Source organism: Butyrivibrio sp., from assembly GCF_015056685.1.
Classification (GTDB): domain Bacteria; phylum Bacillota; class Clostridia; order Lachnospirales; family Lachnospiraceae; genus Butyrivibrio.
The window spans coordinates 1-24,275 of the sequence record NZ_SVFW01000056.1 but is presented as its reverse complement, the minus strand read 5'-3'; the positions used below and the strand labels follow the sequence as shown (position 1 = coordinate 24,275).

Genomic DNA, 24,275 nt, shown 5'->3' with positions numbered 1-24,275 from the left:
AGATCGTACATTACGCGGTTAACACCTTTAACCTCGTTTATGATACGGCTCATGACTTTCTGAAGTACTGCAAATGGAATCTCTGAAGCTTCGGCTGTCATGAAGTCGACTGTCTCAACTGCACGGAGGACTACTGCGTAATCGTATGTACGCTCATCTCCCATTACGCCTACCGAACGCATATTGGAAAGAGCTGCAAAATACTGATCAGGAAGTTTCTCGAGACCTGCGTTTGCAAGTTCTTCTCTGTAGATGAAGTCAGCATCCTGAACAATTCTTACTTTCTCTGCTGTAACTTCACCGATAATTCGGATTCCAAGGCCAGGGCCTGGGAATGGCTGACGGAATACAAGGTATTCAGGAAGGCCAAGTTCAAGACCTGCCTTACGAACTTCATCCTTAAACAAGGAACGAAGTGGTTCGATTATCTCTTTGAAATCAACATAGTCAGGAAGTCCTCCAACATTGTGGTGGGACTTAATAACTACTGACTCTCCACCAAGTCCTGATTCAACAACGTCAGGATAAATAGTTCCCTGTGCAAGGAAATCTACAGTTCCAATCTTCTTGGCTTCTTCCTCAAAGACTCTGATGAACTCTTCACCAATGATCTTACGCTTGCGCTCAGGCTCTTCTACGCCCTTAAGTTTATCATAGTAGCGCTGTGCTGCATTTACTCTGATAAAGTTGATATCAAAATTACCGTTTGGTCCAAATACGCTCTCAACCTCATCGCCTTCATTTTTACGAAGAAGACCATGGTCTACAAATACGCATGTGAGCTGTTTTCCGATTGCTCTTGCAAGAAGCGCTGCAAGGACAGATGAATCCACACCACCGGAAAGTGCAAGTAATACCTTGCCGTCACCAACCTTCGCACGGATTTCCTTAATTGTATTCTCTACAAAAGAATCCATTCTCCATGTTCCGGCTGTTTCACAAATATTTCTTACGAAGTTATGAAGGATCTCTTTACCCTTTACAGTATGGAGAACTTCAGGATGGAACTGGATCGCATAAAGCTTTTTGTCCTCACATGCGGCTGCTGCAACAGGGCAGTCAGCTGTATGAGCGATAATATCAAATCCCGGAGCAACCTTGCTGATATAATCAAAGTGGCTCATCCATACTATAGTCTTCTCTTCTATACCGGCAAAAAGAGTATCCTTAGAGCCGTCTATAAATGTCTCAGTCTTACCATACTCACGGACAGGTGCTTTCTCAACCTTTCCACCAAGTACATGCATCATTAACTGAGCTCCATAGCATAAACCAAGTACAGGAATTCCAAGTTCAAAGAGCTCTTTAGTATAAGTTGGGGCTCCCTCTTCATAACAGGAATTGGGTCCACCTGTTAAAATAATTCCCTTGGGGTTCATCGCCTTAATCTGGTCGATAGGTGTGCGATAAGAATAAATTTCGCAGTAAACGTTGCATTCTCTGACTCTTCTGGCAACAAGCTGATTGTATTGCCCGCCAAAGTCAATTACTATAACTTTTTCTTCTGTAGCCATGCTTCCTCCATATAACAGAGTTAATAGTTACCATGTATTATCAAATATATCTTCTTACAGATATCATGGATCTGTAGTTGGCATTAGTAATCTTGATACCGGTTTTCTGAGTACTTGCGTGAACAATCTGTCCACCACCGATATATATTCCGACATGTCCACCGTAATAAATAACATCTCCAGGCTGAGCATTTTCATATGAAACCTCTGTTCCATAAGATCCTTGAGCCCATGATGTTCTGGGAACCGATATTCCAAAGGCCTGATATACAGCCATTACAAAGCCCGAACAATCTGCTCCGTCTGTGAGGCTTGTTCCACCTGCTACATAGGGATTACCTACAAACTGGCATGCAAACTTCGCAATATTCGAACCAGTTGCACTTCCTGCTGCAGCGTAGCTTTTGGAAGAACCTGACGAATTATCATCATCATCGTCGTCATCATCTGAATCTGAAGTTGTATCTGTGTATGTTGTTCCTGAAGAAGTTGTCCCGGTACCAGTAGAATAGCCGGAATTATCACCATCTTCATTTTCAGCATTGGCAGCTTCCTCTGCAGCTCTTCTTGCTTCCTCTTCTGCCTTTAATGCTTCTTCTTTTGCCTTTTTGGTCTCTTCAACCTGCTTTTCTTTTGCTTCTATCTGTTTCTGAAGCGATGCTATACTTGATTGTTGACTCTTTACCTGAGCTGTATAAACTGCAGCCTCCTGCTTTGCCTTGGCAAGCTTAACCTCATAATCAGCATAAGTTGCCTTGTACTCAGCAAGCACTTCCTCCATATAAGCTTCTTCCTCTTCCAGCTCATATTTGGAAGTTTCAAGTTCTGACTTTTCTTCTTCCAACTGTTTGCCATATGCCTCAGCCTTTTCCTTGGCTGCTACATACTCTGCAAGTTTTATTCTGTCATATTCATAAAGCTGTTCAACATATTGGGCCTTATTAAGCGCATCAGCATAGCTTGTTGCAGTCAAAAGAATCTGCACATACGACAGGTTTCCCTTTTCGTACATAAACTTAACTCGCTGAACCATCGCTTCATACAAGGTCTCTTCCTGCTTTTTGGCCTCATCATACTCTTGCTGTGTTATCTCGATCTGCTCTTGCGTCCTGTCAATGTCTTCCTTGATGAGCTCTATATCTGTCATAAGACCAACAATAACTGCATTGGTCTCATCAATGGCCTCTTTTGTTTCCCCTTTGGCTTCTGAAATACTGCCTATCTGACTGTTTGCATTGTTTAACTTGTTCTGGCTGTCTTTTTGTTGTGACTGGAGTGATTTCTGCTGGGACTCCAGTGCTTTCTGTTCTTGTTCAAGCTTATTCTGTTTTTGCTGTAAATCAGTACTGGTGGTAGCCCATACAGGGTCTGCCACCAGTAAACTCATAACAAGAGACATAGCTATTACTACAAAAAAACTACTTTTTTTCATACCTATCCCCCTTGCTCCTAATTAAGATTTTACTTCAATATCATTATACAACAATATTGACTTATATATGTGTCCAACTCTCAAATGATCATCAGAGTTCACAGTTACCAACTGTTCTTGGGAATGACTCAACGTCACGAATGTTACCCATTCCTGTAAGATACATTACACAACGCTCAAATCCAAGACCAAATCCTGCGTGACGAACACTACCGTACTTACGAAGATCAAGATAGAACTGATACTCGTCCTTCTTCATTCCAAGTTCATCCATACGGCTCTCAAGAAGCTGAAGATCATCCTCTCTCTGGCTTCCTCCAATGATCTCTCCGATTCCTGGAACAAGACAGTCAGCTGCTGCTACAGTCTTTCCATCCGGATTAAGTTTCATATAGAATGCCTTGATTTCCTTTGGATAATCAGTTACAAATACAGGCTTTTTGAAGATCTCTTCTGTAAGATATCTCTCATGCTCAGTCTGAAGGTCACATCCCCATGAAACCTTGTAATCAAACTTATCATTGTGCTTTTCCAAAAGCTCAATAGCTTCTGTATATGTAATACGGCCAAACTTGTTGTTTACTACGTTGTTAAGTCTATCGATAAGTCCCTTATCTATGAACTCGTTAAAGAATGCCATCTCTTCAGGGCAATGCTCAAGAACATAACTGATAACATACTTAAGCATTGCTTCTGCTGTATCACAGTCATCCTTAAGATCTGCAAAACACATCTCAGGTTCGATCATCCAGAACTCTGCTGCATGTCTTGTTGTGTTAGAATTCTCTGCACGGAATGTAGGTCCGAATGTGTAAACATTCTTAAATGCGAATGCATATGTCTCAACATTAAGCTGTCCACTAACTGTAAGGTTTACAGGCTTTCCGAAGAAGTCTTTTGAGTAATCAACTGCTCCCTCTTCAGTCTTTGGAACGTTGTTAAGATCCATTGTTGTAACCTGGAACATTTCTCCTGCACCTTCACAGTCACTTCCTGTGATAAGTGGAGTGTGAACATATACGAAGTTTCTCTCCTGGAAGAAAGAATGAATAGCATATGCAGCAACTGAACGTACTCTGAATACAGCTTCAAAAGTATTTGTTCTTGCTCTCAAATGAGGAATTGTTCTGAGGTACTCAAGTGTATGTCTCTTTGGCTGAAGTGGATAATCAGGAGTTGAAGGTCCCTCTATCTCTACTGAATCAGCCTGCATCTCAAATGGCTGCTTTGCATTAGGAGTTGCAACAATACTACCAGTTACTATAACTGCTGCGCCTACATTGAGCTTGCTGATGTCTGCAAAGTTTGCAAGTCCGTCAGTATAAACAACCTGCAAGGGCTTGAAATATGTACCATCATTAAGCATGATGAAACCGATAGTCTTTGAATCACGAATATTTCTGATCCATCCACCTACAGTAACTTTCTGTCCTGAATACTTTTCCTGCTGTTCAAACAGCGCTCTGATATCAACTAATTCCATGGCGTCCTCCAATCTATGAAAAAGGTAAATTATTCTCCTGCTGGCTCAACGACATTAGCATTTTCTACAAGGAAATCTAATACCTTCTCTGCCATCAAACCTTCTCTGTAAACTTCAGGGTCAATTGTTGCTTTGAAGTCTTCATATGAGCTGTAAGCTGTTGTTGATGCTGTATCGTAAGCATTCTTAAGATATGCATCTATATCATCATCTGTAACTTCAATTCCTTCAGCTTTTGCAACTGCAGCAAACATAATGAACTGCTGTGTAGAATTTGTTACCATTTCTTTTAAATAATCATCTCCTGAAAGAGCTGAGCCTTCATTCTGGATCATCATATTGACTATATCACTTGATGTAAGCTGCTTTCCAGCGTACATAGAATACATGCTTGCATAGTACTCAAGCTGTTCGTTCTGCTGCTTAAGATATCTGTTGTAGAGCTTCTCAGGAACTTCCTTAAACTCGCAATTTGACATAACTGCTGTAAGAACTTCGTTATCTACATTGCTATTGTAAGTATCCTTAGCGTCCTGTTCAAGTCCGCATCTGATGTATTCTCTTAAATCTGCAAGATTTGTAACTGCTCTGTCTTCGTAGCCTTCACCAATGTTGCTGAAGTTAGCACCAAGACCAGCTGCCCACTCATCTGTCATATCATCTGACTTTACAGAGATGCTGTTGATTGTAACTGTAAAAATAACATCCTTGCCGGCAAGATCTGTAGCACCGTAATCCTCTGGGAAAGTAAGGTTAAGATCTACTGTATCACCAATATTTGCTCCAACTAGTCCGCTCTCAAAACCATCAATGTATGAATTGGATCCGATAACGAGATCTGCTCCCTGAGCTGTACCGCCATCAAAAGCTTCACCGCTGTCAGCATATTTACCCACATAATCGATATTTACTGTATCTCCATCCTGAACTGCTCTGTCTGTAACCTCAGTCATAGGTGGGTTGCTTGAAAAGATGCTGCTGAGCTGGCTCTCAACATCTTCATCAGTAACATTTGGTGCTGCAACTTCTACTGTAACACCCTTGTACTCGCCAAGAGTAACAAACTCTTCTGGGTTGATCTCTGCAAGTGTCATTGTCTCAAGGTTCTCAAGATTCTCTAAAGCTGAAATTGTAGGTGTTGTCTCTGCTGAGCTATCTGAAGCAGCACCTGCAGCCTCATCTGAGCTAACTGAGCTGGTCTCTGATGCTGCATTTGTAGCTGTTTCTGTATTATTTTTTCCAGTGCAGGCTGTAAGTGATGCAACGACTAAAACTCCAGTCATTAATAACGCGATTTTGTTTCTCATTTCTAATTCTCCTCCAGTGAAATCGGTATAATTCCACCTTTCATAACATTTGTAAAAACAATATTTTTTATACTACCACACCTTACAAACAGATTAAAGTATTTTATTTGCTTATCTTCCTAAATAATGCTAAAATACATCTTGCTATATTTTTATTATTTGGAGGATTATATTTTGAGTACAGGGGCTATCGTTGCTATTGTTATTTCAGTGATTCTTATCGCTGCCATCGTTGCTTTGATCATAGTTGGTAAAAGAGCTCAGAAGAAGCAGGCCGAACAGCAGGTTCAGCTTGATGCGATGAAGCAGACGATCACTATGCTTATAATTGATAAAAAGAGAATGAAATTAAACGAATCAGGTCTTCCTCAGTCAGTTATTGAGCAGACACCTAAGCTTCTCAGAAGATCTAAACTTCCAATCCTTAAGGTAAGAGTTGGAAACAGAGTAATGAGTCTTATCTGTGACGAAAAGATTTATGATCAGGTTCCGGTTAAAAAAGAAGTTAAGGCTTCAGTTAGTGGAATCTATGTTACAGAGGTTAAGGGTCTTCACGGTAAGGTTCAGGCACCTGAACAGAAGAAGGGATTCTTTAAGAATCTTGTTGCCAAGGCTCAGGAAAAAGCCGGAGCTAAAATGGTTAAATAACAGTAAAAAGAAAAAGCTGGGACAGTTAAACTGTCTCAGCATTTTTTATTTCTATGATTATCATGGAATCCGACAAAACTTCGCCACCCATCTCAAGTTCATATTCAGCCATGAGTTTCATTTCCTCCTCATGTCTGATATTTATAAAATCAAAGCTTGTGGTAACTACTTTCATCTGCATCGTTCCATAAGGAGTTTCATAGGCAGTGTCATACTCAAGCTCTTTTCCAAATGCAAGCTTGGAATTCATGTCTCCACCCCTTGTAATCTCCATACTATTACCGTCGGATGCGATACACACCTTATTGTGAACACAGAGTTTTCCGCTTCCGGTATCCTGTTTTTCATCATATTCTATTATCTTACTTCCATCATCCAATACTTCATACATTCCCATGGAAGTTGTAACAATCTTTTCAGTTGGTTCACCGGGTCTTGAATGAATACCGGTAACATTTACATCTACATTCTTTTTCATGCAAAACACCTCAATCATTCCTCAGGATTTATTGGTCCTGATAAAAAGAGTTCTGGTGCAAGCCTGCTTTTTTCTACTTCTTTTAATGCTGCTTCAGCCTTATTTTTGTCATCAAAAATAGCAAAAACAGTTGGACCGCTTCCGGTCATAAAAGCTCTTATTGCACCGTTGTCCTCAAGGATGTTCTCTATTTTCCCGATTTCGTCATATTTACCGGCAGTCACAGGTTCAAGGACATTGCCGATAAGATCACACATCTCATGGATATCACCTTTTTCAATTGCTCTTTTTATACCATCAATATCAGGGTGATCCACGATTTCTTTACTATCCAGTTCTTTATATACCCAGCCTGTTGAAACATCAATTGCAGGCTTTGCAATTACTATGTAGCAATGCGGCAGGTCAGAAACCTTAGTTAGCTCCTCTCCAATTCCTTCTGCCAGCATAGTCCCGCCCATAATGCAATAAGGTATATCTGCTCCAAGATTTACTGCAAGTTTACACAGTTCCTCCTTACTAAGGCCCAGGTTCCAGAGCTCATTGAGTGCGATATAAGCTGCTGCTCCATCTGTGCTTCCGCCAGCCATTCCGGCAGCAACAGGAATTCTTTTTACAAGACTAATATTCGCACCTTTTTTTACATTAAATTTATCCTGAAGCTGCTTGGCAACTTTGCAGATAAGATTGCTGTCATCTGTAGGAATCTTTGGTGAAGAAGCCGTCAAAACTATTTCACCTGTCTCGTTGTCTTCAAAATCCAATGTATCGAATAAATCCACGTTCTGCATTATCATGCGAACAATGTGGTACCCATCAGCTCTTTTACCTGTGACATCAAGTCCAAGGTTGATTTTTGCGTACGCTTTGCGAGTTATTTTCATTAAAATCCGCTCCAATTCTACTTTTCTAAAATCTTCTCACTCATTATACATAAACTCAAGAAAAAAAATTAAAAAAAACGCTAAAGTTTTTAAAAAATCAGCCGATAAGAGGAATAGGTAAACTATAGTTTCGTTTCAGCGCGGTTTTTAGGGACCTACGCGGAAAAGGAGTTCTATATGGGCGTAAACGGAGTTACCGAGGTTACTAACAACATCGCAACCACCTATGCTTCTTCTGTCAATCCTTCTTCTGTAGAAGAAAAGAAAAAAGACGATGAAGTTAAGGTGAAAGCTGAAGCCGCTGCCGTATATGAGAAGTCAGATGAGGGAAGCGATAAGACCTCACAAGTATCTTCCAAAAATACGGACAGAACCCAGATCATTAAGCAGATGCAGGCTGACGTAGAAATGCGTAAGCAACAGCTTTTGGACATTGTCCACAAGATGATGGGCAAGCAGGCCAAGACCTATGGCATAGCTAATTCTGAAAATGACGAGGATTCTATGTGGAAATTCCTTGCAAAAGGAGATTTCACTGTAGACGCAGCGACAAAGGCACAGGCGCAGGCAGATATCGCCGAGGATGGCTACTGGGGTGTAAATAAGACCTCTGAAAGAATCCTTGATTTTGCCAAGACGCTGGCTGGCGACGACCCTGATAAGCTCGAAAAGATGAGAGATGCTTTCGAGAAGGGCTATGCACAGGCTGAAAAGACCTGGGGCGGAGAGCTTCCGGAAATTTCAAAGCAGACCTATGCAGCTGTAATGAAAGGGTTCGATGAACTCACCGGAAAAACAGACAGTGAGTAAAGACTAAGAGTTGCTAGTAATCGAAAAGGAAGAGCTACAACGGCTCTTCCTTTTCTTATGTCGGTTATTCAACTATGCCTCTGATACTGTTTATATCATCCACATTGTAATTTCTCATATACTCTTCAATTCCATCTACCACTTTTCCTGTAAGATACGGGTCATGGAAGTTCATTGCTCCAACAGCTACTGCAGTTGCTCCTGCCATGATAAACTCTATGGCATCCTCTGCATTTGCTATTCCACCCATTCCTATAACAGGGATATTTACGGCTCTTGAAGCCTCGTAAACCATTCTCACAGCGACAGGTTTGATCGCAGGCCCTGAAAGTCCACCGGTTTTATTGGCAAGAGCGAATTTTCTTTTATAAATATCAATCTTCATGCCTGTTATGGTATTTATGAGAGAAATCGCATCAGCTCCTGCTGCCTCTGCTGCTTTTGCCATCTCTGCAATGCTTGTGACATTGGGGCTGAGCTTCATGATAATGGGTTTTTTGGATACTTTTTTTATCCTGCTTGTTATATCAAAAAGAGCCTCTTTCTTTTGCCCAAAGGCAATGGCGCCCTCTTTTACGTTTGGACAGGAGACATTGATCTCAAGCATATCAACTCTTTCTTCATCAGAGAGTCTCTCAACCACTTCAAGGTAATCTTCTACAGTCTTTCCGCAGACATTTACGATTACTTTTGTGTCGTATTTTTTCAAAAACTCAAGGTCTCTGTCTATAAATACGTCCACTCCGGGATTTTGGAGACCTATTGCATTTAGCATTCCACCGTATACTTCTGCAACTCTGGGCGTAGGATTTCCTTCCCACGGAACATTGGCAACGCCCTTAGTAACTACAGCTCCGAGCTTATTAAGATCCACAAACTCAGCATATTCCATGCCTGATCCGAAAGTTCCTGATGCTGTCATTACCGGGTTATTAAATTCTACTCCTGCTATCTTAACTTTTGTATTCATATCTACTCTCACAATCCTCAAATAGTTTCTTACATATCAAGATCATCTGCATCAAACACAGGTCCGTCTGTACAGATCCTGGCATTTTTCACATGTGAATGATCATCTACTTTTTTGGTCTTGCAGATGCAGCCAAGGCAGGCACCTACGCCGCAGGCCATTCTCTCCTCAAGGGAAAGATATGCCTTGATACCATTTTCTTGCGCATAAGCCTTGATTCCCCTGAGCATTGGCATTGGTCCGCAGGCAAAAATAACATCGCAGTCTATCTTGTTTTCTTTTAGCGCATCAATTACATTACCCTTGGTTCCTATGCTTCCGTCGTCAGAAGCAATGTAAAGTCTGCTGTATTTCTCAAATTCGTCTGAAAGGAATGTTTCAGAATTTCTGTATCCCATTACTGTCATTACTTCCAGGGCTTTTTTATTTGTGCCTTCGCTAAGTCTCTTAGCTGTTTCAAGAAGTGGTGGAACTCCAATTCCGCCTCCCATCAAAACAACTCTTTTTCCCTCTGCCTTTTCAAGAGGAAAGCCGTTACCAAGAGGTCCAAGGATCATCATGTAATCCCCCGGCTGATACAATGCAAATTCAGCTGTTCCGGTTCCAACTACTCTGTAAACCAGTCTGATAGCAGTCTTTTCCTTGTTTACCTCGCATACGCTGATAGGTCTGGGCAAAAGAGCTGCCTTATTTACTGTGTACACGCCAACAAACTGCCCAGGACAAGTATCCTTTGCTATTTCTGTCTCAAGCCACAGATCAAAAATGCCATCTGCAAGCAGCTTTTGGCTTAGTACTTTTGCTTCTTTTTTCATTTTCTTTGTCATGCTTTGTACACAACCTTTCCTCTGCATATTGTATAAATAATCTTTCCCGGTAATCTCTCACCAAGGAAGGGGGTATTTGACGATTTCGAAGCGCTCTGAACAAAGCTCCACTCTTCACCCGGGGCAAAAATAACAAGATCTGCCCAGCCGCCTTCTCTTATAGAACCCGCATCAATCCCATATATTCTGGAAGGATTGATAGTCATTGCTTTCAAAAGCTCCATCAGGCTAAGGTATCCCTTGTTAACCAGTTCTCTTATACCAAGTGCAAGCGAAGTCTCAAGTCCCGTTATGCCACTTGGAGCACCCTTTATGTCTTTTGCCTTTTCCTCTCTTGCATGAGGAGCATGATCTGTTGCGATCATTTCTATTGTTCCATCTTTTATGCCTTCTATGATGGCCTGTCTGTCACTTTCAAGTCTGAGTGGTGGATTCATCTTTGCCAGTGCTCCGTATTTCAGCACTGCATCTTCTGTAAGCGTAAAATGATGGGGCGTTGCTTCTGCATGAATACTGAGTCCTTCCCTTTTGGCATTCCTGATAAGATCAACCGATTCCGCAGCGCTTATATGCTGAACAGTGATACTTGCGCCTGTTCTTCCTGCTATATCGATATCTCTTTTCACCATGGAAATCTCTGCTTCTCTTGGGGATCCCACTAATCCGAGCTTCTCAGCCACATCTCCTGCGTTTATGCCATTGTCTGTTATAAATGAAGGATCTTCCTCATGAAGGCTTATGACTTTTCCGACTCTTGCCGCTTCATTGCAGGCTCTTTCCATAAGTTCTTCATCAACTATCGGCTTCCCATCATCAGTGAAAAGAACTGCTCCTGCGCCTATAAGTTCATCCATATTCACAAGTTCTTTTCCTGCCATGTTCTTAGTTACATTACCGCAGGTGTAAACGTTAATTCCGGTTTTGGCGCCTCTTTCCAGCACATCTTTGATAGTATCTGTATTGTCCATATGCGGGTCTGTATTTCCCATCATGACAACGCTTGTAAATCCGCCCTTTGCAGCAGCTTTTGCCCCGCTTTCGATGTCCTCTTTATAAGTAAAACCAGGGTCCCTGAAATGAACATGTCCGTCCACAAGTCCAGGTGCAACTATGCATCCTGCGGCATCAATTGATACCAGGGTATCTTCTGACTGCGCATCTGTCAGTCCATTTCCTGCCTCATCCTCTCTTAGCAGCATGCTCTCAGTAGCCATGTCATCGAGGCTTCCACACATTCCAATCTTAGCGATCCTGTCTCCATCAACAAGCACGTCACAAAGCCCGCACAATCCTGAAGCCGGATCCATAAGTTGTCCATTTTTAATCAGTAACATTTGCATCCCCTTGAATATGAATTTGTCCTTATGCTATATAATGCACTACCGGACATATGGTTTTCAAGTTAAAAATCCTCTTTCTATTTTTTATGAGCCGTGAGAAAATAGATGGTGGATTTATTAAGTACAAAAGAAAGGTAAACAAGTTTATAATGATACGTTTAGTTCTCGCAGTTATATTTGTAGCTGTATTTTTAATAGTCAGTCTCCCTATTCAGGGAATCCTCTGGATCGTCGGTAAGTTCAATCCATGGGCTAAAAAGACTGCTTCACTTGCTATCGTCAGCTGGGCTTTCAATGTAGTTATTTTTATCTCCGGTGTCAAAAGAACTGTCATCGGTGAGGAAAATGTTCCAAAGGACAAGGCTGTTCTTTATGTTGGAAACCACAGAAGCATTTTTGATATAGTTCTGTGTTATCCAAGAGTTCCTAATCCAACGGGATTCATTGCCAAAAAAGAAATCCTTAAAGTTCCGCTCCTTAACATCTGGATGATCTATATGGACTGCCTCTTCCTTGACAGGAAGGACCTTAAAAAAGGTCTTGAGATGATCCTTTCCGCCATCGAAAAAGTTAAAAACGGCATCTCAATCTTTATCTATCCTGAAGGTACCAGAAACAAGACAGATCAGCCACTTGGCGAGTTCCACAAAGGAAGCTTTAAGATAGCTCAAAGAACTGATTGCCCGATCGTTCCTGTAGTAGTTACCCACACGGAAGATATTTTGGAAAAGCATTTTCCACTGATAAAGAGCACTCATGTGACTATCGAGTACTGCAAGCCTGTTGTTATGAGTGAGCTTTCCAAGGAAGATCAGAAAAATATCGATCAGTATGTTAAAAAGATCGTTGAAGAAACCTATCTCAAGAACGTAAATTCTTGAAAAAATGGCGAGTGCTAAACTGCACTCGCCATTTTAATTAATTACATCTTACTTCCTTTTGTTCCACCACCAAGGTGAACGCCTTCAAGGACGTTTGTCTCAAATGAATATACAACCTTATGGTTTTCTCTGTCTGCTTTAAGAGCCAGCTGTATCATGCTGTCTAAAAGCTGCTCATATTTAACTCCAAGAGGCTCCCAAAGATAGAATGAAAGTGATCCCGGAATTGTATTGATCTCATTTAAATATACTTTATTTGTTGCCATGTCGATCATAAAGTCAATTCTTGAAACTCCTGAACATCCAAGGCAGATAAATGCGTCAACAGCCATTTTTCTAATCTGATCTCTCATCTCAGATGTGATGTCAGCAGGGATTTTTCTCTTAAGAGATGCCATTCCCTTTGAACCGCCAGTCTTGGCACCACCCTTAGCTGAGCCCTTTGCTCCACTGATGTACTTATCTTCAAAGCTAAGGATCTCATCAGAGTTGATAGGTTCCTCACACTCTGATGCCTGTGCTGACTCATAATCACCAAGAACTGAGCAATTGATCTCTTTAAGCTCAGTAATTGCCGGCTCAACAAGGATCTTTTTAGAGAACTCAAATCCAAGATCAAGAGCTTCTAATAAGCCATCTTTGTTAGATGCCTTCTTTATACCGATACTTGAGCCAAGATTTAATGGCTTGATAATTACAGGATAATCAAACTGCTTTTCTATTTTTTCAACAAGTCCGTTAACGTCCTCGTAGTCCTTCCATGTATAGCACTTGCAGTCAAGAACAGGGATCCCGTTATCCTTTAAAACTGTCTTCATAACATACTTGTTCATACCAACTGCTGATGAAAGAACATCACATCCAACAACAGGAAGACCAAGAGTAGCAAGATAGCCCTGTAAAGTACCATCTTCTACGTTTGTTCCATGAACAATAGGGAATGCAACATCGACCTGAGAAATAACATTATTTCCGAATTTCTTCATTGGATATCTCATAAGAGATACCTTGTCGCCTTCTTTAACCCAGATAACCTGAGTGCTCTTTTTTAAAAGTTCAGGAATATGTGTATATTCCTCTATCTTGTCCACATATTCTCCAACATAATAATCATTATTCTTTGTCATATAAACAGGGATAATGTCATATTTTTCCTTGTTGATACTGCCTATAGCCTGAATTGCTGAAATTATTGAAATTTCATGCTCAGTACTTTTTCCACCAAATAAAACTGCAACTTTAAGCTTCATAAACTGCCTTCTTTCCTAAAACTGTTATCATTTATTTATAATTATCCGGAAGATCATTTTCAAGCAAAATAACTTTTTCTCTTCCTGCATCTATCTCATACATAAGAGCTGTAGCTTCGCTAAGAGTATTCTTTACAAACAATCTCTCAGGATCAAAGCCCTTTTCCAGAGCTCCTGCCTTTATTGAAGCACTGTTCTTTTCTCCAACAAGAATAATGTAATCGCAAACCTCAGCAGCCTGCCTTCCAAATTCTTTGTTGTACTCATCCTCTTTTTCACCAAGCTCAACCATTCCCGGAGTAACAAGGATCTTAACGTGGTCCTTAAAAAGAGATAATGTCTCAAGCGCAACCTTTGCTCCATTTGGATTGGAGTTGTAAGCATCATCAAGTATGGATACATTACCGTGCTTATTGAGCTCAAGTCTGTGAGGAACGCTCTGAAGACGCCTTACTGCAATCTTAAGCTTGGACATTGAGATTCCAAGACTGTTGGCTGCAGCAATTGCACCAACTATATTCTCAACATTATGTCTTCCTACAAGTTTTGTCGTATATTCTGCTGTCTCTCCACTTGGAGAAGTAACAGTAAAGGTTGTTCCCTGGCTGTTAACCCTGATATCTTTTGCCTGGTAATCGTTGCCATCGTTAAGTCCGTAAGTGATGGCATCCTTATATTTCATATTGGCACGGATTATCTCATTGTCGCCGTTTACAAATTTAAGGTGTTTACCTTCTTTTTTGCCTTCGGCTTTTTCTTTTTCATCCACCGCATCAAGCAGCTCATATTTTGTGCTTATGATGTTCTCAAGGCTGTGAAATGTCTCTAAATGCTGATATCCAATTGATGTAACTATTCCGTCATCAGGATGAACGATATCAGTTATCTCTTTTATATCATGAATGTGACGAGCACCCATTTCACACACAAAAATCTCATGTGTTGGCTTTAAATGCTCTCTTATAGTCCTTACAATTCCCATTGGAGTGTTGTAGCTTTCAGGAGTCATAAGTACACTAAAGCCTTCTGATAAAAGTGTCGTAAGGTAATACTTAACACTTGTCTTACCAAAACTTCCTGTAATACCTATAATGCGAAGATTCTCATGCTCTCTAAGCATTCTCTTGGCATCGTCGATAAAGTACTGATTTATTCTGTTTTCTATCGGCTTGTTTATAAGATTGGCCAGTGCAGGAACAAGCGGCAAAAGAGCCATGAAGATCACGGAAGGAATTGCGATCAAATTGAAAGCAATAGTGCCAGCCACAAGGATGATCGCTGCAATAACCACATAAGTTATGAAAAGTCTCTTTACTCTGTCAGTGACTACAAATTTCTTTTTAGCGGGCTTTGGAAGATATGCAAAAATGAGAAATACATATAAAGCAACGAATATGATCAGCGCAATAAGTGCTATTCTCACTCCGGCCTTATCTGCAATAAGTGCTGCTACAGTTGCCAAAAGAACTGCTCCGTGCGCCACAAGATTTCGTGGGATGGACCTTAAGAATCTGAAATATCCCTGAAACTGATAGCTTGATAGCTGGAGCATATGGGTGTAATACCTAAGTCCCAGTACCGCCATCACAAGAACAAGTAATAGAATTATTATATTTCCTATCATTAAAAACATGCTTTACCTCTTAATCAATGCCTAAAAAGCTTCCAAGAATCCTGTTGTAAAGATACGGATTATCAAGGAATGAGTAGTGTCCTGCGCCATTTATCACAGCAAGTCCGGCCTCAGGCATGAGCTTTTCCATGCGCTGTCCGTCAGAAAGCGGTGTCGCTGTGTCTTTATCGCCCCAGATCAAAAGAGCCGGCTGAGTTACTGATGGCATGTAAGGAACCAGGTCCTCATTAACCGCCATAACAAGGCTCTTTCTCATAACAGGTGAAGCCGCAGCATAATCGGCACTTCCAAATTTCTTTTGAAGTTTATTAAGAGCATCGGGATCAATCTTTAAAAATCCGCTTTTTTCTATGAGATTCTTATAGAAGTGATATCTCTTTGTGCGCTTCTTTTGCGCCTCAGTCTTTTCAGGAATAATTCCGGCCGAATCAGTAAGGATCACCTTTGGAATAGAAAAGCGAGCCTTTATCCTTCCATCATGGATTCCGGATGCAAGCTTTATTATGATCCTGCCACCCATAGAATGTCCGAGGAAAATCACCTCTTTTTCTTCCGGATAGAGCTTTTTGATAAAAGCCAGAACAAAATCCACAAATGCATCAACGTTCATGGGCTCTGCCGGTTCATCGCTCTTTCCAAATCCGGGCATATCCATCGCCACCACATGATATTTGCTCTTTGCAAAAGCAATAACTCCGGCAAAAAGATCTATGTTTGATCCCCAGCCATGGAGCATCACAAGCAGTGGTCCCTGTCCTTCATCTATGTAATTTATGTTTAATCCATTAATATTTGTATTCATGACTCATCCATATTAACACCTAAGAAAGTGCCATGCAAATTAAAAGGTTGTCATTTAGATAGTAAAAAGTGGTTATTTTAAAACACTTAACATAAATATCAGCAGGGCATCATTTCTTGGGTCGTTTAAGATTCCCGCCTTTCCAGCCTCATCCTGATAAGTTCTCTCGGTTGAATCTGTCACATAGTTCATAGCATCCGGATTCATTCCCATAAGATAATGGAGATGGTTCTCTATTATCGTTGTGTATTCATGATTGTATATGATGTGATCTGTTATAGTAAGGCATCTCATGTCGTATAAAAGATTCAGAAATCCTTCTTCCGACTCAAGGTCAGACACAAGATATGTACTCTTTGATGACTCATCAGCAATTTCACCGGACCTTTTCATAAGGCATTTCATGAGCTTACCACACTGATCAACATCAACGGCCTGGCTAGTGGAAAGATATGTCACTGAACCGATAAAAACATCTTCATTACTGTTAAAGAGTTCATCAAAATCTGACTTTGTAAAAAATGCGTTGATCACATCTTTATAGGCATCACTGCCTGTTGCCCTATAGAGCTGAGTAGCTGCCTTAAAGGCCAGTGGGTCATCAGCTATATTCTGATTCACTCTATAGCAGTTCCAGGCTTTATCTGCTGCCCTCAGGCACGTTGTTGCAAATTCTGCGTCATACTGCTGATAAAAATAGCTGAATCTTGCCAAAGTAGCTGCAAAATTGATGGTTGCCTCCATTGAAACCGGGGTAACAACAACCGGATAGTTTATGACATCTCCGCCCTTGCTGCTGTCTGTGAGGGCCGCTCCATGCTCTCCGCCTGTTTTATCATCCTGCATTTTGATAAGCCATTCCACTTCATATCTGACTTCATCCAAAATATCAGGAATACCATTGCCACTCTCAGGGATTCCCAGTTCATCTGTAAAGGCTTCCTCGTCCATCTCATACGCCAAAAGAAAGTTTTCAGCTATCTTACTTCCGACATTAGTGTCCCTGTCTGCCTGCTCATCCATGTGCCATCCGCCTGTGACGTCAATCTGGATGCTCTCATCCTCCTGAAGTCTGGCTGCGTTTGTATGACAGGCGCTGTGGCCACTTTCACCTGCATAGTTTTCAGAAAGAGCTATTCCGCACCTGTTGTAGTAGAATTTTTTGCAGGCTTCATCGAAAGTGTCCGAGACTGTGGTCTCAGCAATAGAAAAAGAATAGGATTCTCCCAGGTAATCTGCGCAAATGTAGTAACTTCCTTCTTCCACAAGATCCGTAAAATATCCAAGAGCGTAGGATTCTCCAAGCTCCTCGTCATAGGTTTCTTTTAGGATAACGCCCTCGAAAGCCGGTGTACCATCCTCGATCCGATTCACAGTAAATGTTGTCGGTATTTCTTTTCCCCTAAATACTGCAACTTTATCAGAATCAGGTAAAAAACCATTCTGATCCACCAGGATATTGGGCGTCTGGACAGGAGCCTCATAGTCAAAACTGGCAGTCTTTTTTTCACTATCTTCTATTGTAGTATCACTAGAAGAAGCGCCGCAGCCTGCGGCGCTTCCTATAACAGCAGTAGCAACGACTACTGCCAGTATTTTCTTTTTCCCTCTCATAATAAGAAACATTATTTTACCCTGTTATAATTTATCAAGCATCCATCAAGAATAATCTGTCTCTCATCATCAGTCAGATTCCCCAGTCTCAATGAAAACTCTTTAAGTCCGTTTTCAGAAACAGCATATGCTTTAATTTCTTCACTCTTATTATATACGGCATCTCTGATTCCAGGAATAAAAATATAATCTTTATTTTTAAACGGAAGCTCTCCCTCATCAATTATGAATGGTAACATACCCCAGTTGATAAGGTTTGAGCGGTAACGCTTTGTAGCATATTCATTGGCAATATTTGCCCATCCTCCAAGTACCTTCTGGCAAGAAGCAGCCTGCTCTCTTGCTGATCCGTCGCCAGGCTTTACTGCAAATATTGTTGAACCAATTCCGGTGTTGGCACTATTTACATCAGAGAACTGAGCCTTGATGGTATTTACTGCTTTTGCAAGCTCCTGATCAAGCTCTTCCATAGGAACATTTTCACGTCTCTTTATCTCTTGAGCATATACTTCCTTGGCAAGGCCTACATAAGCAGGATCTTTTCTTGAAAGTGTAAACTCAGCAAGTCCAAGAGGATTTGAACGATAAGATGATGTCTCACCTGATGGAATAAGTTCATCAGTAGTTGTAACAGGATCATGGATCTCAGATACAACCTTCAAAAGGAGATTGTCTGTAAGGGCAACCATGCTTGGCCAATCCTTGATGTTAGGTCCAAGCTGAAGCTCAACACTGTCATCTGCAACGCCATGAGAATCAAATACTCTGTTCTTGTATATTGCGCTGTCAAAATGATATTTGTATTTATTAAAGTCACCCACAAATTCTGTAGCAGGTGTAAGAACGCCCTTGTTTGCAGCTGTTGCAGCAATTGATCTGGCATCCATAAGAGCAACAGAAGCAATCTGTCCGCTCTGAACCTTAGACCCTTCTCTGTTAGGGAAGTTTCTGGTTGAATGTCTGATACTGAATGCATTGTTTGCCGGAGTATCGCCTGCGCCAAAGCAAGGTCCGCAGAATGCTGTCTTTAATATAGCACCTGACTCCATAATAGTTGCAGCCGCACCATTTTTAACTATTTCCATATAGATAGGTGTTGAGGCAGGATAAACGCTAAGTGTAAATCTGTCGTTTCCTATGAATTTGCCCTTGAGGATATCTGCTGCCGCACAGATATTTTCAAATCCGCCACCTGCGCAACCTGCAATGATTCCCTGATCAACCATGAACTTGCCATCTTTAAGCTTATTCATGAGAGAGAACTCAACCTTATCACCAAAGCTTACCTTTGCTTTTTTCTCTACATCAGCAAGGATATCAGCTGCGTTTCTGTTCACCTCATCAATCTCATAAACGTTACTTGGATGGAATGGCATCGCGATCATAGGATTGATAGAGCCAAGATCAACCTTTACCAAACCATCATAGTAGGCAACTTTTCCAGGTTTTAATTCTTTATAATCAGCTGCTCTTCCGTGGATATCATAGAAGTCCTTTATCTCATCATCGGTCTGCCATATGGATGAAAGACATGTTGTTTCTGTTGTCATTACATCTACGCCAATTCTGAAATCAGCGCTAAGGTTCTTAACACCAGGTCCAACAAACTCCATTACTTTATTCTTTACATATCCATCGCCGAATACTTTTCCGATAATAGCCAGCGCTACGTCCTGAGGTCCAACGCCCTTCTTAGGCTCACCTTCAAGGTAAATAGCTACAACTCCAGGCATATCTACATCGTATGTCTGTCCAAGGAGCTGTTTTACAAGTTCAGGTCCGCCCTCACCGATAGCCATTGTTCCAAGAGCTCCATATCTGGTATGGGAGTCTGAGCCAAGGATCATGCTTCCGCCTGATGCCAGCATCTCTCTTGCAAACTGGTGAATTACTGCCTGATGAGGTGGTACATATATTCCGCCATACTTCTGTGCTGCTGTAAGTCCAAACATGTGGTCATCTTCATTTATAGTTCCGCCTACAGCACAAAGAGAATTGTGGCAATTTGTAAGAACGTAAGGAATAGGAAATTTAGTGAGTCCTGAAGCTCTTGCAGTCTGAATGATTCCAACATAAGTGATGTCATGTGAAGTAAGCTTGTCGAATTTAACGCAAAGCTTATCCATGCTATCGGATGTATTATGTGCTTTCAGAATTCCGTAACATATTGTATTTTCTTTTGCCTGCTCTTTAGTTACACCGTCAAAACCTTCTGCAAAAAGCTTTGCAGATGCATCGTTGTCATCTAAAACAAGTGTGGTTCCATTTAGTAAAAAACATCCATTTTCGTATGTTGTTACCATTGTTTTCCTCCTACCCTTTTTAACCGCTATACATGTATACAATTTTATAAGCGCTATTCTACCATAGATAAACACTACTTGGTAGGATATTTTTTAATATGAATCCAAAACTCGCTGAAGCTTTGCAGTAACTTCCTCGATTCCTGCTTCTTTTAGCTCTTGTCTGAACATCTCCACCTCTTCTTCAGGTGTCACATCATACTGACCATAAGTTATCGCCGGAAGGTATTTGTCGAACACTTCTACTATGGATTTTATCTCTTTATTGATATCCTCTGTTGAAAAAGGAACGCTATCCCACGGGTACGAATAGGCATTTCTATCATATGTATCAATCAGGTCATAGTATTCATTCCAATTGTATGAGGAATCCTGGATTTCAAGGGCGTCCCTTCTTCCCCACCAGAAATTCATGACTATTCCATCTCTATCAGCATTATATCCGTTGGGCTTTTCCAATAATCCGTTTTTATTGACCTCGTATTGGACACCCTCTATTCCATAATTGATCAATCTGTAGCATCTTGGATCATTTCTTAGAAGGTCATATACCATAAGCGCTTTTTCAGGATTCTTGGATCCACTGTAAACTGCCATTGCACCGTGGAGAATACTGTTTCTCATCAAATTGCTGTTTTCTTCACCAAACCAGAAAAAATCCGTTTCTGCGTCAGGGATCATTACATCCATTGTAGGCTTTATTTCTGAGTAATACTTCTGTGTATGGTGCTGAACAACACTCGTATATCCAGAGAAAAACTCTTCTGTGTTATCCCCGGTAAATCTAAAATCATCTCTCCATATACCACTTTCATCCCAATCCTTCATGAGTTTTGCATATTCTAAAAACTCATCGCCTGTATAATATGGAGAAACTATGGTTTTCAGATCATCGGTATATGCTCCCCAGATTCCGTATGTGCTCAGTTCATAAATAGGCGCATACTTCCTTACGGACATAAGGTAGCCCAAAGTATGTATCACTGTCTTACCATCCGCATCCCAAGGCAACATATCAGGATGGGCTTTTTTCACATATTTAAGATACTTATCCAGATCTGCCCATGACTTAACCTTGTCAAGCCCTGCCTCTCTGGCTAGATCTTTCCTGTATACAAATCCATGATTTATCCACTGTTTGTACTCATTCTCCGGAATCATATAAATACTTCCGTTGTATGAACACTTTTCCCAATCTTCTTTTTTTATGTTGGAATATGTTTGTGGACAGTATTCTTGCAACATTTCTTTTGAAAGAGGTAAAAAGTTGCCTTTTATGGCATTCGGCCAGGCATCCAGCCAATCGCTTCCGGTACCGATCAAATCCAGATCAACATCTCCTGAATCCAACGCAATATTATAATTTTCCAGATAGTCTTTCCAAGGAATGTAATAGACATCAAGTCTTGCATTCACTTCTTTTTCAAGAATTGAATTCAGCTCTTTTATTACTTCCTCAGTCCTTCCATTAGATGGCTTTTCACCAATTGTTAAGTATGTAATAGTAACCGGGTCTTCTTTGGTGTAGTCATTTTCTTTTGCTCCGCAGGCTGTACATGCTAGCAGCATCCCGAGAGCAATTAAGCTAGTAAAAATCCTTACTCTCACTAGAGATTTCCTTTCTGCTCCTTCAATGCCTTATTTCTCGCACGAAGTTCAACAAAAAAATCTTTTAATAGTTTGCTACACTCCTCCTTCAAAACTCCCTTTTTCACTGTAACCTGATGATTAAAGTCCGGATTATTAAGAATGTCCATTACAGAACCTGCACAACCAGCTTTCGGATTTTCTGCAGCCATAATGACCTCCGGTATCCTCGCCTGTACAATTGCTCCCGCACACATCTGGCAAGGTTCCAAAGTAACATAGAGCTTACACTCTTCAAGTCTCCAGTCCTTCATGACTTTAACTGCCTTTTTTATAGCTGTTATCTCTGCATGAGCAAGCGGAGTCTTATCTGTATTGCGCCTGTTGTATCCCCTTCCTATAATCCTTCCTTCATAAACAATAACGCATCCTATCGGCACCTCCCCAAGTTTATATGCCTTCTTAGCCTGCGCTATTGCAGCTTTCATGTACTTATTATCTTCTTGTTCTTCGTCTATAACTCTTGATTTTGCTTGTAATTTCATAGTAGTAATTGATTTCTTTTTTTGTTATTATATGATATACATGTCATATTTCCACAAGTTTATTATATATTGTTTCAGAGGTCATATAAATGAAAATTTCCACTAAAGGTCGTTATGCCCTCAAAGTCATGATGGATATTGCTCTTCACGACAATGGGGAATTCATTTCGCTAAAAGATATATCAAGTCGCCAGAATATCACAGTTAAATATCTTGAGCAGATTGTTTCTGGTCTTAACAAGTCAGGTTTTTTACTTAGCATGCGTGGAAACAATGGTGGTTACCGCCTGGCAAGAGAACCTAAAGATTGTAATATTGGCGATATCCTTCGAACTGTTGAGGGAAGCCTTACTCCTATCGAATGTGTTTCGGGCAGTGAAGGAAATCCTTGTCCATTATCGGATTCCTGTTCAACTCTTCCTTTTTGGGCCGGGCTCGATAAGGTAGTAAATGACTACATCAACAGCTATAGTCTTCAAGATTTAATAGATCAAAATTGACAATATACAAAAAACAAAGTATAGTAATAAAGCGGTTTTGTGAAGGGTGCATGTAGCAGTCCTTTTGTGCAGAATCGGGTCTTATGCAATGGAAATCTACGAACCGTGTCAGGTCGGGAACGAAGCAGCACTAAGTAGAACCTTCCATGTGTTGTAAGGTTGCCTTATTCTGCCTAAAGTCAACGTGCATGCGTCCTTCACAGAACCGCTTCTTTTTTACCTGTTTTCCAGATATTTCATATATCCTATTACCATAAGAGCAATCTTAAATGTAAGTGCATCATCAAATTTTCTAACATCAAGTCCAGAGCTCTTTTCCAGCTTTTCAATTCTATAGACAAGTGTATTTCTATGAACAAAAAGCTGTCTTGAAGTCTCAGAGACATTAAGATTGTTCTCAAAGAATTTATTGATTGTATTTAAAGTCTCCTCGTCAAGGTCATCCGGAACTTCTTTTCCACCAAAAATCTCATCGATGAAAATTCGGCAAAGGCTCTCAGGAAGCTGATAAATAAGTCTTCCTATACCCAATGTATTGTAGGCATTGACTCTCTTTTCAGCATAGAATATCCTTCCAACCTCAAGAGCCATCTTGGCCTCTTTGTATGACTTGCTCAAATCCTTAAGTTCATCCACTATAGTTCCGTAGGATACCCTTACATCGAGCATAGCCTCAGTGTTCATCATATCCACAATTGTTGTTGCAATTTTTTGAACCTCTTCATATGTCTGAGACTTAGCAAGAGACTTTATCAATATGACGCTGTTCTCATCGACAGCAGTTACATAATCACCTGTATGTGGTGCATACATGCTTCCGAGAAGTTCCTGTGCAGTATTATCATTGGAATGCTTAACCTCGACCAAAATGATAACTCTTGGTACATTAACTTCTACCTTAAGCTTTCGTGCTCTGTTATATACATCAATAAGAAGCATATTATCAAGGAGCAGATTCTGGAAGAAGTTGTTTCTGTCGTATCTCTCCTTGTAAGCTACAATTAGATTCTGAAGCTGACTGACTCCAATCTTGCCAACCATATATGCGTGCTCGCTGTCACCCTTTGCTAAAAGAACGTAAGAAGGCTCACCTTCGTCAAGTATCTTAAACAGATGAACATCTCCAATAACCTGTGAATCAACCGGAGATTGTGCAAAACTTGTAATTATAGAAATATCAAGCATTTCCCGTTCAGTAGTAGAAGCTACAATATCACCGTTTAAGTCCATAACACAAAGCTCAACTTTTGTAATTGCTCCTAACTCATCTATACTTCCCTTGATAGTCTGCGCAGAAATCATCTGTCTACCTCCTTGCAATATTACTATAAGTATAACATAACGCATGAAAAAAAGGCTATCGCTCGCGCGATAGCCTTCCCATTTTTAATATTAGTTTGTGATTGTCTTCTCTGTCTCTTTGTCGAAGATGTGGATCTTCTCAACATCGAATGCAAACTTAACCTT

Annotated in this window: 20 protein-coding genes, 1 other RNA gene and 1 pseudogene; 5 read left to right on the top strand and 17 right to left on the bottom strand. The window is 40.7% G+C overall.

Features of this window, described 5'->3' with window-relative positions; all coding sequences use genetic code 11:
• The 4 genes from guaA to tig all read right to left on the bottom strand — a co-directional run.
• A partial coding sequence (gene guaA / locus E7303_RS15725) for a glutamine-hydrolyzing GMP synthase (protein WP_292146369.1) occupies positions 1-1,514 on the bottom strand: 1,514 nt, incomplete at its 3' end.
• A 40-nt stretch (positions 1,515-1,554) separates the two neighbouring features.
• A complete protein-coding gene (locus tag E7303_RS15720) occupies positions 1,555-2,946 on the bottom strand; it encodes a C40 family peptidase (protein ID WP_292146368.1) in 1,392 nt (463 codons plus the stop codon).
• 91 nt (positions 2,947-3,037) lie between these two features.
• Positions 3,038-4,429 carry an asparagine--tRNA ligase gene (gene asnS, locus E7303_RS15715; protein ID WP_292146367.1) on the bottom strand — a complete coding sequence of 464 codons (1,392 nt, stop codon included), beginning with the start codon at positions 4,427-4,429 and terminating at the stop codon, positions 3,038-3,040.
• Positions 4,430-4,458: 29 nt separating this feature from the next.
• Positions 4,459-5,736 carry a trigger factor gene (tig, locus tag E7303_RS15710; protein ID WP_292146366.1) on the bottom strand — a complete coding sequence of 426 codons (1,278 nt, stop codon included), beginning with the start codon at positions 5,734-5,736 and terminating at the stop codon, positions 4,459-4,461.
• A 174-nt stretch (positions 5,737-5,910) separates the two neighbouring features.
• On the opposite strand from tig, the gene E7303_RS15705 reads away from it, so the two are divergent.
• Positions 5,911-6,384, top strand: a complete 474-nt coding sequence (locus tag E7303_RS15705; protein ID WP_022772381.1) for a hypothetical protein — start codon at positions 5,911-5,913, stop codon at positions 6,382-6,384.
• A 25-nt stretch (positions 6,385-6,409) separates the two neighbouring features.
• Here E7303_RS15705 and E7303_RS15700 read toward each other — a convergent pair whose 3' ends face one another.
• On the bottom strand, positions 6,410-6,862 hold the full coding sequence (locus E7303_RS15700; RefSeq protein WP_292146365.1) for a DUF1934 domain-containing protein: 453 nt from the start codon (positions 6,860-6,862) through the stop codon (positions 6,410-6,412).
• A 14-nt stretch (positions 6,863-6,876) separates the two neighbouring features.
• Positions 6,877-7,746, bottom strand: coding sequence for a 4-(cytidine 5'-diphospho)-2-C-methyl-D-erythritol kinase (gene ispE, locus E7303_RS15695; protein WP_292146364.1), 870 nt, complete (start codon positions 7,744-7,746; stop codon positions 6,877-6,879).
• Positions 7,747-7,923: 177 nt separating this feature from the next.
• Here ispE and E7303_RS15690 point away from each other — a divergent pair, with 177 nt between their 5' ends.
• Entirely contained in the window at positions 7,924-8,556 is a 633-nt protein-coding gene (locus E7303_RS15690; protein ID WP_103870072.1) for a hypothetical protein, read from the top strand.
• A gap of 64 nt (positions 8,557-8,620) precedes the next feature.
• On the opposite strand, the gene E7303_RS15685 is transcribed toward E7303_RS15690, so the two are convergent.
• The 3 genes from E7303_RS15685 to E7303_RS15675 are packed head-to-tail and all read right to left on the bottom strand — an operon-like array spanning position 8,621 to position 11,687.
• Positions 8,621-9,526, bottom strand: a complete 906-nt coding sequence (locus E7303_RS15685) for a dihydroorotate dehydrogenase (RefSeq protein ID WP_292146363.1) — start codon at positions 9,524-9,526, stop codon at positions 8,621-8,623.
• 29 nt (positions 9,527-9,555) lie between these two features.
• Positions 9,556-10,353, bottom strand: a complete 798-nt coding sequence (locus tag E7303_RS15680; RefSeq protein ID WP_292146362.1) for a dihydroorotate dehydrogenase electron transfer subunit — start codon at positions 10,351-10,353, stop codon at positions 9,556-9,558.
• Positions 10,350-11,687: a dihydroorotase gene (locus E7303_RS15675; protein WP_292146361.1), complete on the bottom strand. Its 1,338-nt coding sequence runs from the start codon at positions 11,685-11,687 to the stop codon at positions 10,350-10,352. The genes E7303_RS15680 and E7303_RS15675 overlap by 4 nt, the downstream gene beginning before the upstream one ends.
• Positions 11,688-11,842: 155 nt before the next feature.
• Here E7303_RS15675 and E7303_RS15670 point away from each other — a divergent pair, with 155 nt between their 5' ends.
• Positions 11,843-12,574, top strand: a complete 732-nt coding sequence (locus E7303_RS15670) for a lysophospholipid acyltransferase family protein (protein ID WP_292146360.1) — start codon at positions 11,843-11,845, stop codon at positions 12,572-12,574.
• Positions 12,575-12,615: 41 nt separating this feature from the next.
• On the opposite strand, the gene E7303_RS15665 is transcribed toward E7303_RS15670, so the two are convergent.
• From E7303_RS15665 to tadA, 7 genes are all read right to left on the bottom strand, one after another.
• Entirely contained in the window at positions 12,616-13,824 is a 1,209-nt protein-coding gene (locus tag E7303_RS15665) for a D-alanine--D-alanine ligase family protein (RefSeq protein ID WP_292146359.1), read from the bottom strand.
• A gap of 31 nt (positions 13,825-13,855) precedes the next feature.
• Positions 13,856-15,457 carry a Mur ligase family protein gene (locus E7303_RS15660; protein WP_292146358.1) on the bottom strand — a complete coding sequence of 534 codons (1,602 nt, stop codon included), beginning with the start codon at positions 15,455-15,457 and terminating at the stop codon, positions 13,856-13,858.
• A 10-nt stretch (positions 15,458-15,467) separates the two neighbouring features.
• The gene (locus E7303_RS15655; RefSeq protein WP_292146357.1) at positions 15,468-16,259 is read right to left on the bottom strand and encodes an alpha/beta fold hydrolase; all 792 of its coding nucleotides are present in this window, start codon (positions 16,257-16,259) and stop codon (positions 15,468-15,470) included.
• A gap of 72 nt (positions 16,260-16,331) precedes the next feature.
• Positions 16,332-17,885, bottom strand: coding sequence for a glycoside hydrolase family 9 protein (locus E7303_RS15650; protein WP_292146356.1), 1,554 nt, complete (start codon positions 17,883-17,885; stop codon positions 16,332-16,334).
• Positions 17,885-20,176 (bottom strand): hydratase, encoded by a 2,292-nt coding sequence (locus tag E7303_RS15645; protein ID WP_292146355.1) that lies wholly within the window; start codon positions 20,174-20,176, stop codon positions 17,885-17,887. The genes E7303_RS15650 and E7303_RS15645 overlap by 1 nt, the downstream gene beginning before the upstream one ends.
• A 93-nt stretch (positions 20,177-20,269) precedes the next feature.
• A complete protein-coding gene (locus E7303_RS15640; protein WP_292146354.1) occupies positions 20,270-21,784 on the bottom strand; it encodes an extracellular solute-binding protein in 1,515 nt (504 codons plus the stop codon).
• Entirely contained in the window at positions 21,784-22,308 is a 525-nt protein-coding gene (gene tadA / locus E7303_RS15635) for a tRNA adenosine(34) deaminase TadA (RefSeq protein WP_292146353.1), read from the bottom strand. Before tadA ends, E7303_RS15640 begins: the two co-directional genes overlap by 1 nt.
• Before the next feature lie 89 nt (positions 22,309-22,397).
• On the opposite strand from tadA, the pseudogene E7303_RS18105 reads away from it, so the two are divergent.
• Positions 22,398-22,784, top strand: a pseudogene (locus E7303_RS18105) (RrF2 family transcriptional regulator); the annotation flags it as partial.
• Positions 22,784-23,024: signal recognition particle sRNA large type (ffs, locus tag E7303_RS15625), an RNA gene on the top strand. The pseudogene E7303_RS18105 and the gene ffs, both read left to right, overlap by 1 nt.
• On the opposite strand, the gene E7303_RS15620 is transcribed toward ffs, so the two are convergent.
• A complete protein-coding gene (locus E7303_RS15620) occupies positions 23,025-24,110 on the bottom strand; it encodes a PucR family transcriptional regulator (RefSeq protein ID WP_292146352.1) in 1,086 nt (361 codons plus the stop codon).
• Positions 24,111-24,275 lie beyond the last annotated feature (165 nt).

Excerpts from the sequence above, each read along its gene's own strand:
- E7303_RS15720 (WP_292146368.1), bottom strand. The coding sequence starts at position 2,946 with ATGAAAAAAAGTAGTTTTTTTGTAGTAATAGCTATGTCTCTTGTTATG.
- asnS (WP_292146367.1), bottom strand. The coding sequence starts at position 4,429 with ATGGAATTAGTTGATATCAGAGCGCTGTTTGAACAGCAGGAAAAGTAT.
- tig (WP_292146366.1), bottom strand. The coding sequence starts at position 5,736 with ATGAGAAACAAAATCGCGTTATTAATGACTGGAGTTTTAGTCGTTGCA.
- E7303_RS15700 (WP_292146365.1), bottom strand. The coding sequence starts at position 6,862 with ATGAAAAAGAATGTAGATGTAAATGTTACCGGTATTCATTCAAGACCC.
- ispE (WP_292146364.1), bottom strand. The coding sequence starts at position 7,746 with ATGAAAATAACTCGCAAAGCGTACGCAAAAATCAACCTTGGACTTGAT.
- E7303_RS15690 (WP_103870072.1), top strand. The coding sequence starts at position 7,924 with ATGGGCGTAAACGGAGTTACCGAGGTTACTAACAACATCGCAACCACC.
- E7303_RS15685 (WP_292146363.1), bottom strand. The coding sequence starts at position 9,526 with ATGAATACAAAAGTTAAGATAGCAGGAGTAGAATTTAATAACCCGGTA.
- E7303_RS15680 (WP_292146362.1), bottom strand. The coding sequence starts at position 10,353 with ATGACAAAGAAAATGAAAAAAGAAGCAAAAGTACTAAGCCAAAAGCTG.
- E7303_RS15675 (WP_292146361.1), bottom strand. The coding sequence starts at position 11,687 with ATGTTACTGATTAAAAATGGACAACTTATGGATCCGGCTTCAGGATTG.
- E7303_RS15670 (WP_292146360.1), top strand. The coding sequence starts at position 11,843 with ATGATACGTTTAGTTCTCGCAGTTATATTTGTAGCTGTATTTTTAATA.
- E7303_RS15665 (WP_292146359.1), bottom strand. The coding sequence starts at position 13,824 with ATGAAGCTTAAAGTTGCAGTTTTATTTGGTGGAAAAAGTACTGAGCAT.
- E7303_RS15660 (WP_292146358.1), bottom strand. The coding sequence starts at position 15,457 with ATGTTTTTAATGATAGGAAATATAATAATTCTATTACTTGTTCTTGTG.
- E7303_RS15655 (WP_292146357.1), bottom strand. The coding sequence starts at position 16,259 with ATGAATACAAATATTAATGGATTAAACATAAATTACATAGATGAAGGA.
- E7303_RS15650 (WP_292146356.1), bottom strand. The coding sequence starts at position 17,885 with ATGTTTCTTATTATGAGAGGGAAAAAGAAAATACTGGCAGTAGTCGTT.
- E7303_RS15645 (WP_292146355.1), bottom strand. The coding sequence starts at position 20,176 with ATGGTAACAACATACGAAAATGGATGTTTTTTACTAAATGGAACCACA.
- tadA (WP_292146353.1), bottom strand. The coding sequence starts at position 22,308 with ATGAAATTACAAGCAAAATCAAGAGTTATAGACGAAGAACAAGAAGAT.
- E7303_RS15620 (WP_292146352.1), bottom strand. The coding sequence starts at position 24,110 with ATGATTTCTGCGCAGACTATCAAGGGAAGTATAGATGAGTTAGGAGCA.